Source organism: Amycolatopsis sp. cmx-11-12 (assembly GCF_046269425.1).
GTDB lineage: Bacteria > Actinomycetota > Actinomycetes > Mycobacteriales > Pseudonocardiaceae > Amycolatopsis.
The window spans coordinates 14,022-26,900 of the sequence record NZ_JADNQM010000050.1; the positions used below are offsets into that span (position 1 = coordinate 14,022).

10 protein-coding genes and 1 tRNA gene are annotated in these 12,879 nt (G+C 69.1%); 5 read left to right on the forward strand and 6 right to left on the reverse strand.

What is annotated here, in order from left to right:
• Positions 1 to 6: 6 nt before the first annotated feature.
• Positions 7 to 918, reverse strand: a complete 912-nt coding sequence (locus ACLARN_RS40025) for a phytanoyl-CoA dioxygenase family protein (protein ID WP_409496689.1) — start codon at positions 916 to 918, stop codon at positions 7 to 9.
• Positions 919 to 1,002: 84 nt separating this feature from the next.
• Between ACLARN_RS40025 and ACLARN_RS40030 the strand changes: the two genes are divergently transcribed.
• Together ACLARN_RS40030 and ACLARN_RS40035 are read left to right on the forward strand one after the other, a co-directional pair.
• On the forward strand, positions 1,003 to 1,863 hold the full coding sequence (locus ACLARN_RS40030; RefSeq protein WP_409496690.1) for a helix-turn-helix domain-containing protein: 861 nt from the start codon (positions 1,003 to 1,005) through the stop codon (positions 1,861 to 1,863).
• A gap of 247 nt (positions 1,864 to 2,110) precedes the next feature.
• A tRNA-OTHER gene (locus ACLARN_RS40035) sits at positions 2,111 to 2,184 on the forward strand.
• Positions 2,185 to 2,251: 67 nt separating this feature from the next.
• Here the strand turns inward: ACLARN_RS40035 and ACLARN_RS40040 are convergent.
• Positions 2,252 to 3,709: a trypsin-like serine protease gene (locus ACLARN_RS40040; protein WP_409496691.1), complete on the reverse strand. Its 1,458-nt coding sequence runs from the start codon at positions 3,707 to 3,709 to the stop codon at positions 2,252 to 2,254.
• Positions 3,710 to 3,740: 31 nt separating this feature from the next.
• Complete coding sequence (locus tag ACLARN_RS40045) at positions 3,741 to 5,276, reverse strand: S8 family serine peptidase (RefSeq protein WP_409496692.1); 1,536 nt, start codon at positions 5,274 to 5,276, stop codon at positions 3,741 to 3,743.
• 195 nt (positions 5,277 to 5,471) lie between these two features.
• Between ACLARN_RS40045 and ACLARN_RS40050 the strand changes: the two genes are divergently transcribed.
• The gene (locus tag ACLARN_RS40050; protein WP_409496693.1) at positions 5,472 to 8,318 is read left to right on the forward strand and encodes an ATP-binding protein; all 2,847 of its coding nucleotides are present in this window, start codon (positions 5,472 to 5,474) and stop codon (positions 8,316 to 8,318) included.
• 404 nt (positions 8,319 to 8,722) lie between these two features.
• On the opposite strand, the gene ACLARN_RS40055 is transcribed toward ACLARN_RS40050, so the two are convergent.
• Together ACLARN_RS40055 and ACLARN_RS40060 are read right to left on the reverse strand one after the other, a co-directional pair.
• Entirely contained in the window at positions 8,723 to 9,091 is a 369-nt protein-coding gene (locus ACLARN_RS40055; protein ID WP_409496694.1) for a hypothetical protein, read from the reverse strand.
• Positions 9,027 to 9,662, reverse strand: coding sequence for a TetR/AcrR family transcriptional regulator (locus ACLARN_RS40060; RefSeq protein WP_409496695.1), 636 nt, complete (start codon positions 9,660 to 9,662; stop codon positions 9,027 to 9,029). The genes ACLARN_RS40055 and ACLARN_RS40060 overlap by 65 nt, the downstream gene beginning before the upstream one ends.
• 92 nt (positions 9,663 to 9,754) lie before the next feature.
• On the opposite strand from ACLARN_RS40060, the gene ACLARN_RS40065 reads away from it, so the two are divergent.
• Both ACLARN_RS40065 and ACLARN_RS40070 read left to right on the forward strand, forming a co-directional pair.
• Entirely contained in the window at positions 9,755 to 11,149 is a 1,395-nt protein-coding gene (locus tag ACLARN_RS40065) for an MFS transporter (protein WP_409496696.1), read from the forward strand.
• Positions 11,146 to 12,378 (forward strand): FAD-dependent monooxygenase, encoded by a 1,233-nt coding sequence (locus tag ACLARN_RS40070; RefSeq protein WP_409496697.1) that lies wholly within the window; start codon positions 11,146 to 11,148, stop codon positions 12,376 to 12,378. The genes ACLARN_RS40065 and ACLARN_RS40070 overlap by 4 nt, the downstream gene beginning before the upstream one ends.
• On the opposite strand, the gene ACLARN_RS40075 is transcribed toward ACLARN_RS40070, so the two are convergent.
• Positions 12,322 to 12,822 carry a DUF5994 family protein gene (locus ACLARN_RS40075; RefSeq protein ID WP_409496698.1) on the reverse strand — a complete coding sequence of 167 codons (501 nt, stop codon included), beginning with the start codon at positions 12,820 to 12,822 and terminating at the stop codon, positions 12,322 to 12,324. The two genes, ACLARN_RS40070 and ACLARN_RS40075, sit on opposite strands and share 57 nt — an antisense overlap.
• Positions 12,823 to 12,879: the final 57 nt, after the last annotated feature.

Here is a 12,879-nt window from a genome sequence, read left to right on the forward strand (position 1 = left end):
GCCGGCTCACCTGAACCGGGACGGAGGGGTTGGCACGTGTTCGCTCATCGAGTCGAACTTGCGGACATAGGTCAGCCCCTCCGGGATCTCGATGCTGGTCGTCGAGGTCCAGCCCCGGGCCAGGGTGGGCCAGTCGGGCACATCGGGGTGGAAGTGCGGCCGGAACGGCTCGTAGCCGTCGATGAAGGCGGCCGGTTCCGACCTCGCCTGCCACCGGATGTCCGCCGACAACCGCAGCCGGTCGCTGAGGTTGGGGCGGGCCCCGTGCACGGTGAGGCTGGTGAACATGAGGACGTCCCCCTGGCCGAAGTGGGTGCTGCGCCAGTCATCCACGCCGCTGCCAGCCACCTGCGCGGTGACCCCGCCGGGACCCTCCGCCCGGGACACACCGAGCACGCCGAGCTTGTGCGACCCGGCGAGGACCTCAAGCCCGCCGGCGTCGGAGGGACAGTCGGCGAGGGGGATCCACATGGTCAGGGTGTCGACCGCGCCCTGGATGAGGCGGTAGTCCTGGTGAGCGGGCGTGGGTGTGGCCCGCGGCGTCGGCGCCGTGATGCGGGCGATGTGCATCGGGTGGCAGAAGACCTCCTCGCCGAGCAGCCGCCGAGCCAGGCCGCGCAGCTCCTCCCGTTCGCTGAGCTCGTGGAAGGACTGCGTCGCCTGGACGGCGGAGTACATGCCGAAGAAGGTGGACTTGCCCTCCTCGACCGCCCGGTCGGACGCCCGCAGCTCGTGCGGCTCGGTGCCGGAGGCCAGCCACCTGCTGTCGTGGAGCACGGCCGCGATGTCGGCGCGAACACCGGTGACGTAGTCGCTGGGCAGCAGGCCTGGGAAGTAGAGGTAGCCGTCCTCGGACATGCGCTCCCGTAGCGCCGCGACGTCGTCGGCGATGTCGCTGGAATCGATCAACTGCTTCATGTTCTGCCTCCGCCGTGGGGGTCTCGTCGGATTCGACTGTAGGAAAGGCGGGGCATCGCGGACATGGCTGAACCTGCCGGGGAGATGACAGATCCTGCTGCGACGCCCTCGCCTCCGGCCGGGTTGCTCGTCGTCGGCGAGAGCACCTTCACCAAGCGCGTCGAGGCGATCCGGCCGACCGGCTCGCCTAGCTGGCTGCTCATGTGGACAACGCGGGGGCGCGGCGTCGTGCACCACGGGGACACGGCCCTGACAACCAGCGCGGGGCAGCTCGTGCTGATCGAACCCGGCGTGCGGCACACCTACGGAGTCGCGCCCGACGCCGGGGAATGGTCGCTGCTGTGGGCACATTTCCGGGCATCACAAGGAAACTGGCTCGGGACGAGTCGCCATCTGACACCGGCGGCGAGTGGCGCCGCGGAGGCCATCGACGCCGCCTTCGACCGGCTCCGCCGTTACGCCCGGCTCACCGGTGATCACATCCCGCCGTCGCCGGTCCACCTTCCGGCCTTCGCCACCCGCCCCGAACAGCAGGCCCTCGCCATGTGCGCGCTCGAAGAGATCGTGCGCCTGGCCGACCTCACCGGTGCTCCCGCCGCACCGCCGGGCCCTGACCCGCGCATCGCCCGCGTGCAGCAGCTCATCGCCGAGACACCGGAGGCCCCGCACACCCTGAACTCGCTCGCCGCCATCGCCGGGCTGTCACCGTCACGCTTCAGTCACCTCTACGCGAGGGCCACCGGCCACAGTCCCATGCGGGAGGTGCGCAACCGCCGCCTGCACCGCGCGGCTCGACTGCTGACCGGCACGGGAATGTCCGTCGCCGCTGTCGCCGGCACCGTCGGCTACGTCGACCAGTTCCACTTCAGCCGCGCGTTCCGCCGCGAGTTCGGCCTGCCGCCGAGCAGTTACCGGCACAACGGCGAGGTTCCCGGTTGGGACTGACGTGTGCGGAATCTGTGCGGGCGTCCCCCAACGGGCAGCAGTGGCCGTCTTGGTCGCGGCCGCCCCTTCCGCGCGAACCAAGGTCGTGAAGGCCTCCTTGCTTACCCTCAAGGTAGGCAAGGAGGCCTTCACGACCTTGACGATACGGACATGCGGTATTTAATCGGGCAATATGGCTCTAAAAGCGTCCTTCACGTGATTTCTCACGGAATCAACCGCCTGGGGGCGCATGGGCCAGCCGTTCGGCGCGAGGCATTGCGGAGCTATCGCATCGCGTTGGGCTGACCCAGCGGGTTCGGGGTTCGAGTCCCTGATGTCGCACCGACCGTCAATAACCGTGGAGCCCGTGACCGTATGGTGGTCATGGGCTCCACAGGGTCGGGTCACCTCATTGGACGGTAAGGCTGTATTCGGTGGTACCGGTTTTGCCGGTGCTGTCGGTGGCGGTGATGGTGATCTTGTAGGTGCCGCGCTGGAACGGGGCGGCGATGGACATGCGTGATGTACCGCCAGGGGCGACGGTGGATGGCTGGAACATCGGGTTGAACGTCAGGCCCGTCGCGGTGAGTGTGCTGTTGCCCGTTCCTCCGGCGACGGTGACCGTCGCATTGACGAACGAGCCGGATGTCACCGTTCCCGCACCAGGAGAGACAGTCGGCTTGGGACCTTCCGTGGTACCACCGTCGCCGACGGTCAGGGTGTAGTCGGCGGATTTGGTGCCGGACGGGCCTTTCGCCGTGACGGTGATCCGGTGCGTGCCTTTCGGAGTGCTCGCCGCGGTCTCCACGGTGAGTTTGGCGACGTCGCCGGAGTTGACGGACGCACCGGGCTGGAACGTGGCCGTCGCGCCGGCGGGCAGGCCGGACGCGGCCAGCTCGAGCTTTTCGGGTCCCGCGTCGCCTGCCTTGGTCACGACAGAGGTCGAGATGTACTTGCCGGGCTCGACCTTGCCCGCCGCCGGACTGAGGGAGACGCCGAACTTCCCGTCACCGGGCTGAGTGCCGCCGATCTCGCCGCGGGCCCAGTCGCCCATCTCGTTGGTGAGCCGGGCCATGATGCTGTAGCGGTCGCATCCGGACGCGCCCCACGAGACGACGCCGACGATCACACCGTCCACGATGAACGGCCCGCCGCTGTCACCGGAGCAGGTCGCGGTGCGTCCGTCGTCGTACCCGACGCACACCATGAGGTCGGGATTCACCCGCACGTTGAACACCTGGCAGTTGTTCCCGTCGTTGACGGGCATCGTGGTCTTGTACAGGACGCCGGATCCACCGCCGGACGAGGTCTTTCCATAGCCGACGGCGGTGCCCGACTTCCCCGGTGCGGTCAGCCCGGCATCACCCGATCCGGCCACCTTGGCCCACTGGCTCTCCGGGACGGGCAGGTCGGTCTCGGTGGTGATCACCGCGACGTCGTAGCCGGTCTGCCAGGAGTTCGGGCCGGTGTAGCGGGGGTGCACTTTGTAGGAGGCGACAGGAGTGCGGAAGGTTTCGTCGCCCGGAGTGTTCAGGTCGTCGTCGCCGTAGAGGTAGCTCTTCGCCCCGCCGACGTCGATCATGCAGTGTGCCGCGGTGATGATCTTGCGTTTGCCGACGACGGAAGCGGTGCAGGACTGTCCCTGCGGGCCGCCGCCACCCGCTCGCAGACCCGCGATGATGTAAGGGTTTTCCCGTACGGTCGTGCGTTGTCCGTTGACCACCCGGGTGCCCATGTCCGGGGGCCGCAGCTGATCGGTGGGTGTCGCGGCGATGGCGGTGGGTTCGGCGTTCGCCGTCCCGATCGCGGGCAAAGTGATCACGGCCAGTGCCATGGCGACGGCGGTGACCAGACGCGCTGTTCTCATCGTGCTCCTCGGTTCGCAGGGTTGTTCCCGATCAGAACGTGATCGACCAGCCGGTCAGGGTGCCGGTGTCGAAGCGGTGGATGTCGCGCGCCTGAAGCTTCCAGGTGCCGTTGGCGTTCTCGCCGGAGGCGTTCACGGTGAAGGTCTGGTGCACACCGCCTGCCTCACCGATCCCACCCGCCGGTTTGACGGGCAGCGTGGCCCCGCTCGGCCCGATCAGGTCGATCGCCAGATCCGCGGAGTAGGTGTGGTCGATGTCCACCCGGACGGCCAGTTCCGCCGAAGCGTTGCCGTCGCAGCCGCTCTGGGTCACGGCGCTGCCCACGGCGGCCCCGGCGTCGGGGATGGACACATCCTCGTCATTGGACTTGACACCGCACTTGGGCGGCGTGCCACCACCGATGAATCCGGTGTAGAGCAACGCATCCGGCGAGCCCGCGCCGGGATCGGTCACCAGCCCCGGTGAGGCGTTGCGGACGAGCGCGTCGCGTACTTGCTGGGGTGTCGCGCCGGGATTCGCGGCGAGGTACAGCGCCGCCGCACCCGCACCGTGTGGCGAGGCCATCGAGGTGCCGCTGCCGGTACGGTAGCCGCCGGTGTGATCGGTGGAGTAGATGTTGCCGCCCGGGGCGAACAGGTCGACACACTTCCCGTAGTTCCCGCTACGGCCGCCGCCCTGGTTGATCCAGCCGACGGTCAACGCTTCGGGGGTACGGCCGGGGCTGGCCGTGCAGGCGTCCTGGCCGTTGTTGCCCGCGGCTACCGCGACCACAAAACCCTTGTCCACCAACGCTTTCACTTGAGCATCGCCGACGCCGACGGTGTCCATGACCAGGCTCAGGTTGACCACGGCCGGTTTGCTCCCGTTGGCGGCCACCCATTCCAGTCCGCTGACGGTCGCCGAGTCCGGTCCGGAACCGCCGCAGCCCAGCGAGCGGACCGCGACCACCTTGGCCTTCTTGGCGACGCCGACGGTTTTGCCCGCGATCGTGCCCGCCACATGCGAGCCGTGCCAGAAGCAGTCGCTCGCGTCGTTGTCGTTGTCGATGAAATCGCGGCCGTGCGCGGCCCGGCCCTCGAATTCGGTGTGCCGGATACCCACGCCGGAGTCGACGACATACGCGGTGACCCCCTCGCCGGCGTTGGGGTAGACGTACTTCTTGTCCAAGGCCTTCGTGCGCTGGTCGATCTGATCCAGCCCCCACGACGGCGGGTTCGGCTGCTCTCCGGCGGCACGTGTGACGCCGTCCTGGTGCACCGTCCGCACCGCCGGGTCGGCGGCCAGGCGCCGGGCCTGCCGCTCGCTCAGGTCTCGGACCGAGAACCCGTTCAGAGTCAGCGCGTAGGTGTCGACCACCGCACCGCCGTAGCGCTGGGTCAACGAGGCGGCCCCACCCTGAGCGGCTGCCTGCGCGCCGTCCCGGAGGACCACTATGTAGCGACCGGCGATGGGCTGCCGGGCTTGCACGACGTCGCTTTCGGGCGTCGCGGCCGACGCGGTGGGGCTCACCGCCACCAGTGCGACCGCGATGCCGAACAGACCTAACGTCATTCGGGTCTTGCGCATCTCTCCTCCATTTCCCGTGTGCGCCTGGCGCACCGCTTCACCATTCGGCGCGGGCGGAGGGGAAACAATCGTGGTGAGACCCCGGAGGGGTACGGCATTACCGTGATCAGGGTTACGCAGTGGCGACGGTCCGACGTATCGTTGCGGCCTCCTGGGACCGGTGTGACCAGCGCGGAGGTGGCGATGGGTGGTGCGATGGCACGTCCGCCGAAGTTCGGCACGGGTTCTCTGTCGACGCGCGGACGATCCACCCCGATGGTCGGCCGGAGCGCGGAACTGGCCGCCCTGTTCGACGTCGTCACCCGCCCGCCCGCGGTGGCGTTCATGGAAGGTGAAGCGGGGGCCGGAAAGACCACCTTGATCGGCGCCCTCGCGACGGCGGTGCGCGGCAGGAACCTGTGGATGGCCGTCGGTACCTGTCAGCCACTGGACGAACCCTTCCCCTATGGCCCGTTGCTCGACTGTCTCGGGCGAGCCGGGGACAGGGTGGGCCTCCCCGATCCGGTGACCGGCGCACTTCGCGGACACCTGCCGGAACTCGCCGATCTCCTGCCGCCGGCACCGCCACCGCTGGACCGCCCCGAGGCCGAGCGGCATCGGATGTTCCGTGCGGTCTGCGCGCTGGTGCGCGCGCTCGGGCAGGCCGTGCTCGTGGTCGAAGACGTGCACTGGGCGGACGAAGACACCCGTCAGGTGCTGAGATTTCTGCTCGCCGATCCGCCGCCCGGTCTGTCTCTGGTCACGACCTATCGGCGTGAAGAACTCCCCGGTGATGCCCCGCTGGGGCCGGTCGTGCACCCGCCGTCCGAGGTCGCCACCGCGCGTCTGGGACTACGACCCTTCGAGGAGCCGGAGGTGCGGGCGCTGATCGAAGCCGTGACCGGCGGCGTCGTTTCGGAGTCGTTCGCGACCGCGGTTCTGCACGAGACCGGCGGAATTCCTTTCGTGGTCGCGGAAACGGCCCGTGCGCTACGTGACCGGCTCGTGGACACCCGGATCGAGGGGGTGGCGGCGGGCCGGGTCCTGGCCACCGTCGATGTACCTGTCCTGGTGAAGGAGTCGGTGCTCGAACGACTGCACCGGCCGATCGAACCGGAGCGCGCGGTCGCCGAGGCCGCGGCCGTGCTGGGCGACGCGGCGCCGTCGGAGATCCTCGCGGCGGTCGCGGGGTCTCCCGGAGTGCACCCGGTGGTGAACTTGGTGCGTTCCGGTGTGCTGTCGGAGGGCCCGCCGAACCGGTACGGCCTCCGGCACGGCATGGCGCGGCGGGCGGTGTACGCGGCCTTGCCGGGACCGCGTCGGCGGGAACTGCACGGCGCCGCGGCACGCGTGCTGGCCGACGTGGCCGGGTGGCCGGTCGCGCGGCTCGCCAGGCACTGCGCCGAGGCTGGCATGCCGGAAGAGTGGTTGCGATACAGCGAAAGCGCCGCGGACGCCGCGGCCGAGGCAAAGGACATGTCCCTTGCGGTGGACGTGCTCTCCCAAGTGGTCTCCGACCGCGACGTACCCGCCGAGGACATGAACCGGCTGGCCACGAAACTCTGTGGGTACGCGCTGGCCGGGCTGCCTGACGCTGACGTGATGATGCGCATCGAGGCGCTGCAGTCAGACCCCAGATTGGCCGCCGACGTGCGCGGCGAGGTGCGTCTGTGCTTCGGCACCCTGCTGGTGCGCGAGTCCATGCTGGACCGCGGCTGTGCCGAAATCACCCACGCGATAGAGCTTCTCGGCGACCAGCCCGAGCGCATCGCGTCCGGGATGGCCCTGCTTTCCGTGCCATACCTTGACATCGCCACCGTAGCGGACCACCGGGCCTGGCTTCTGCGGGTGGAGGACCTGCTCGCTCACCTGCCGCAGCGCCCTGCGCGCACGGCGGTGCTGGCCACTGTGCTCGGTGGGCAGCTCATCGTCGGTGACCCGATGATCTGGGACCGGATCACCCGGCTGCCCGCGCCCGACGACATCGACGACCCCGCTGAGATCAGGCATCTCGCCCGGGCCCACACCAACCTGGCCGACGCGTGCTCGTGGACCGGCCGGGACCGTCAGGGACGAACGTTCCTGCACACCGGGTTGGCGATGGCCTCACGTGCGGGCGCCCCTTATGTGGTGGCGACAGCCGAAGCCACCGCGGCCCGGCTGGATTGGCTCGCGGGCGAGTGGTCCGGTCTGGCCGAGCGGGTACAGGCGCAGATCCATGCCTATTCCCACCTGCCACACATCGCGAACGAACTGAACCTGGTCATCGGCTGGCTGGCCGCCGCACGCGGCGACTGGCTGACCGCCGAACACGGATTCCACGCCGCCCTCGACATTCACCCGACGGCGGTGATCCCGGTGGCGGTGGCCGCGGCGGGAGGGATGGCCGCCATGCTGCTCAGCCGGGACGACACCGCGGCTCGCGGTCACGCGGAGCGCGGACTCGCCCTCCTCCGCGCGAAGGGCTCCTGGGCATGGGCCGCCGAGATAGTCCCCCAGGCTGTCGCGTGCTACCTCGCCGACGACGAGACCGGTGCCGCGCGGCAGCTCGTCGCGGAAGCCGAGGAGGAGCTGGACAGCATCGACGCGCCCTCGGCGCGGATGGCGCTCACGGTGTGCAGGGCGCAGGTGGCCGCCGCGGCGGGAGATCACGACGACGCGGAGCAGCACTACCGTGACGCGCAGCTGCGATACCAGGAACTCGGGCAGCGCTACCGCGCCGCGCAGTGCGCCGACAAGGCCGCTCGCATCACCGGTGCCGATCCCGCGGTGTTCCGTGAGCTGGCCGTCACTTTCGACGCACTGGGCGCCACCGTCGACGCGGCCCGCTGCCGTCACCACATCCGCAGCACCGGCACTGTCATACCTTCTGTCCGTGGCCGCCGCAGCTACGGCACACAGCTGTCGCCGCGCGAACACGATGTCGCACGCCTGCTGGCGAACGGCCACACCAACCGGGAGATCGCTCAAGCCCTGTTCATCTCACGGCGCACCGTCGAGGACCACGTCGCCAACGTACTCCGCAAACTCGACGCGCCCTCCCGGCACGATGTCCGACTCTGAACCCACCGGGAGATCCCCTCGCCGAGGTTCACCAGCAGTTTGCGAGCGGCCCGCGTCGTCCACACGCCGCAGTCGGATGCCGGGTGCGGATCTCCATCAGGACCAGGACGTAGAGCCTTCGCGAGCCGATAGTGTCCGGTTGGAAGAACTACGGCGGTACCTCAGCGGGCATTCACAGCGACCGATGCGAGATCTTGGCGTTGCCGTCCTGCTCCTCGTCGCAGACCCCGGCGAAATCGTCTTTGGAGTTGGCGCGTAGTCGAGTTCCTGCCAGATGGTGCAGCTGGTCTCATCGTTCCCCTCCCCTAACCCCCTACGGGCACGGGAACAGCCTGTCGCCCATCTCCACCGGCCGTCGAGACTTTTGCACCAGAGCGGAAAACCGCAGGCAGGGACCGAGATCGTCAGGCGTCCTGCGCCGGTCGGCGCCAGGCCTTCGCGGCAGCGGCACCGTCCTCGGCCGCGGCCAGGGCATCGACGTACGACGGCGTCGCCGCGACTCGGATGCGGTTGCCACGTCTCGCGTAGCCCAGGACCACACAGCGAAGCTGTTGGCCGACAGCGGGCCACGGCTCGCCGATCCCATCCGTGATGTAGGAGCTGTCGACGAATCCCCGCTCGCCGTCTTCGGTTTCGATCAGCAGTCCGTAGTGGACGTGCCCGACGACCGTGCACCGGACGAGGTCGTATCGCTTCCGTGCTTGGATCTCAGGCTGCTGATCGGTATGCCCGGAGAAACGCCCGCACTCCCTCGAGGATGAGTGGCCGGACACGGGTGTCCTCGGCGGCGTTCGCGGAACCGAGCCTGCTGATGGTGACCCCGAAGGTCAGCGCGATGAAATGGTCGGCGGCGAGTCGCGCGTCGGGGATATCGAGCAGCCCGGCACCGGCGAGGGCGGCGAAGCGTTCGCCCATGGCCTCCTCCGGCGCGTTGGTCAGCGCACGGTCGTCCGGGTGCGGCAGGTGATCGGATCCGGCCCTGACCAGCCGTTGCAGCGTGGAGTATTCCGCCGAGCCGAGCCATTCGGTCGCGATCCGCATCGAGAACGTGACCAGTGCGGGCTCCAGTTCCGCCGCCTCGGTGACGCCGTCGAGCGTGTCGTCGAGGGTGCGCCGGATCGTGGCGAGCAGCGACTGGCCAACGGCGTCGAAGACGGCGTGCAACAAGGTCTTCTTGTCGCCGAAGTAGTCGTAGACCGTCCGTTTGGACACCCCGGCACGGGCGGCGACCGCGTCGACGCTCGACCGGTCGAAACCGTCGGCCAGGAACAACTCCCTGGCCGCGGTGAGGATGGCGGCGCGCTTGTGCGCGGATCCCGCACGCAGCGTCTTCGCGGTCGACATGGTCGGATCGTAGCCGATCTACACTGCACGGTGTAGTGTAGATGCTGTCGGCGCGCCCCTCTGCTTCGTAACCAACGACGAATAGGACGTCCATGTCCGAAGCTCTGGTTTCCCCGGTCCGCATCGGAAAGTACGCGATCGCCGCCCTCGGCTTCCTGGCTCTCGCCCTCGGCACGCTGCAGTCAGTGGTGGACCCTTCGCTCCCACTACTGCAACGCGAGCTGGGGATCGGCCCCGGCGAAGGTGCCTTGATCACCATCACCTTGCTCACCACCGGCGCGGTCGTCGCGCCCATCGCGGGCAAACTCGGCGACCGCTACGGCGGAAAGCGGGTCCTGGTCGTGCTGATGACGGTGGTCTCGGCCGGTGGCCTGTTCTCCAGCCTGGCACCGAACCTGCCGGTTTTGTTGCTCGGTCAGGTACTGCAGGGCGCGATGATCGGCGCGCTGCCCCTCTCCTTCATCCTGGTGCGCGAACACCTTCCGCCAGGACGGACGCAGGTGGCCGTCGGAATCGTCAGCGGCTTGTTCACGGGCGGCGGCCTGGTCGGGACGCTGATCGCCGGGCCGGTGGCGGAAGGCCTGTCCTGGCATTGGATGTTCGCGCTGCCGACGATCGCGATCATCGCGGCCACGGTGCTCGTGTCCCGACTGATGCCGCGTGACCCGCCGATCCGGTCGGACGCCAGGATCGACTGGCTCGGCGTGATTCTGCTGAGCTGCACGTTGCTCGCGCTCATGCTCGGGATCATGACGGTGACCCGCGCCGGGCTGCCACCACTCGCCGTCGGCGCCATCGCGGTGGCGGTGGCCGCCCTCGCGACCGGCTGGGTCGCCGTCGAGCGCCGGGCGGCCTCGCCCATGGTCGATCTGCGCATGCTGGCGACACCGGCCATGCGGAGCTCGTGCGTGCTCACCTTTCTCGTGACCGCCAGTTCCGGGATGGCGCTCTTTCTCGTGCCACAGCTGTTCTCGGTGTCGGCCCAGGGGTACGGATTCGGCGCCGACACGTCCGACATCGGCCTGTTCCTGATGCCCGGGGCCATAGCCGGGGTGGTGAGCGGGACCGTCGGCGGGATCGCCGCGCGGCGGTTCGGTCCGCGTGCCGTGGTCATCATGGGCGCCATCGTCGGGGCGGCGACCTTGTTCGCCCTGGCGTCGGCGCACGAGGCGGCCTGGCAGCTCGTCGTCGCGAAGGTGCTGATCGCGTTCGCCGCCGGCATCGGAAGCACGGCGTTGCTCGCCGCCACCGCCACCGCCGTCGATGCCAAGGACACCGGCATCGCCACCAGCCTGCTCGTGGTGACCCGCGTGGTCGGCATCGCCCTCGGTACCCAGGTTGCCGGCCTGATCCTCGCCGCCGGGACCGACCCGGTCTCGGGCCGTCCCGCCGAATCGGCGTTCGTCACCGGTTTCACCGTCGCCGGTGTCGTCGCCGCACTGTCGCTGCTCGTCGTTCGCGTCATGAAGAAAGGAACCCAGGCATGACGACCACTCCGAAGCGCGAGGTCCTGATCTCCGGGGCAGGCATCGCCGGACCTACGCTGGCGTATTGGCTTCACCGGTACGGATTCACCGTCACGGTGGTGGAGAAAGCGGGCACGCCGCGCGTCGGCGGCTATCCGATCGACGTACGCGGAACCGCGGTGGAAGTGGTCCGGCGGATGGGGATCCTGCCCCGGCTGCGGCAGGATCACATCGGCACACGGCGGTTCACCTTCCTCGACGCCGAGGGCGGCGAAGTGGCGTCGGTCCTCCCCCACGCCGTCGCCGGGAACGTCGAAGGACAAGACCTCGAAGTGGGTCGCGGAGATCTGATGACGGCCCTCCACACGACCGTCCGCGACGACGTGGAATTCCGGTTCGGCGACTCCATCGACACCCTCGACCAGGGCGCGAACCGGGTCGACGTCACCTTCCGCGGCGGCGACCGGCGCGCGTTCGACCTGGTGATCGGCGCCGACGGCATGCACTCGCGCACCAGGGAGATCGTCTTCGGCGCCGAAGAATGGTTCCACCGCTACCTCGGCTACTGCTTCGCCGTGTTCACCATGCCCAACACCTTCCGGCTCTCCCGCGAGCTCATGATGTGGAACACCCCCGGCAAGGCCGCGGCCCTCTACGCCACCGGCGGGGAAAACGACGACCTGCACGCCTTTCTGAACTTTCACCGGCCGGAACCGCCGGTCGGCGGTTTACGAGACCTTGTCGCCACGACCTTCGCCGGCACCGGCTGGGAGGTCCCCGGCATCGTCGACGCCATGCGCGAGGCCGATGACGTGTTCCAAGACACGGCGGGCCAGATACGGCTGCCCGGCTGGTCGAGCGGCCGGGTCGCGCTCGTCGGCGACGCCGCGTACGCACCGTCGTTCCTCACCGGACAAGGCACCAGTCTCGCGCTCGTCGGCGCCTACATGCTCGCCTACGCCCTGGCCACGAACCAGGACCACACCAAGGCTTTCGCCGCGTACGAACAAGACACCCGGGAATTCGTGACCATGAACCAGGCGCTGGTCGACAACGGCGGGGCCACGCTCTTCCCCGCCACGGCGCACGCCCTGGAGCGACGCAACGCCAAGCTACGCGACCTCGTCACCATGCCCGCCACGACAGCGCGACCGGCCTACTCGGCACTGACGCTGCCTGATCCGCTCGACCACTCACGCGCCCGTTCCGGCGGTGTCGCCATGTCCGCCTTCGGATTCCCAACGGGCTAGGGCGTTTTCCGGAGCGGGCCGGGCGCCGAACTCGTCAAGGAGCGCCTCCGGGCAGGCCACGCTGTTCTGCCCGGAGGCCGCCACCAGCACGCGCTCGGCGGCCACCGGATCCGCCTCCGGCGGGATGACCAGCAGAGTGAGCCGGTACATGTTCCCGCCGGTCACATGCACGACGTGCACGTTCTGCGAGTCGATTCCCTCCAGTTTGACCAGCCGGCCATGGAAAATCAGCTCGCGGACCGTGCCCGCCCAGGCCGACGGCTGGAACGCCACCCGCCACACCGGGCCGTTCCGGCCGTTGAGCGCCGTGGCGAGTTCGGGCACCTCGGTCGTCAGGTCGCGGGACCGGGGCCACCAGGCGCCGTCGACGAAACCGCTCTCGGAGTTGCGGGGTTTGAGTCTCAGCCGTTCGGCGGCATCCGGGGCGCGGGGGTCGGCACACACGTTCGGCTCCGGTCTCCGGCCGCGAGGGCCGGCGTCGGTGAAGAACCGAAGGTGACA

Bases quoted from the DNA above. Each gene is read 5' to 3' on its own strand.
- ACLARN_RS40025 (WP_409496689.1), bottom strand. From the start codon at position 918: ATGAAGCAGTTGATCGATTCCAGCGACATCGCCGACGACGTCGCGGCG.
- ACLARN_RS40030 (WP_409496690.1), top strand. From the start codon at position 1,003: ATGACAGATCCTGCTGCGACGCCCTCGCCTCCGGCCGGGTTGCTCGTC.
- ACLARN_RS40040 (WP_409496691.1), bottom strand. From the start codon at position 3,709: ATGAGAACAGCGCGTCTGGTCACCGCCGTCGCCATGGCACTGGCCGTG.
- ACLARN_RS40045 (WP_409496692.1), bottom strand. From the start codon at position 5,276: ATGCGCAAGACCCGAATGACGTTAGGTCTGTTCGGCATCGCGGTCGCA.
- ACLARN_RS40050 (WP_409496693.1), top strand. From the start codon at position 5,472: ATGGCACGTCCGCCGAAGTTCGGCACGGGTTCTCTGTCGACGCGCGGA.
- ACLARN_RS40060 (WP_409496695.1), bottom strand. From the start codon at position 9,662: ATGTCGACCGCGAAGACGCTGCGTGCGGGATCCGCGCACAAGCGCGCC.
- ACLARN_RS40065 (WP_409496696.1), top strand. From the start codon at position 9,755: ATGTCCGAAGCTCTGGTTTCCCCGGTCCGCATCGGAAAGTACGCGATC.
- ACLARN_RS40070 (WP_409496697.1), top strand. From the start codon at position 11,146: ATGACGACCACTCCGAAGCGCGAGGTCCTGATCTCCGGGGCAGGCATC.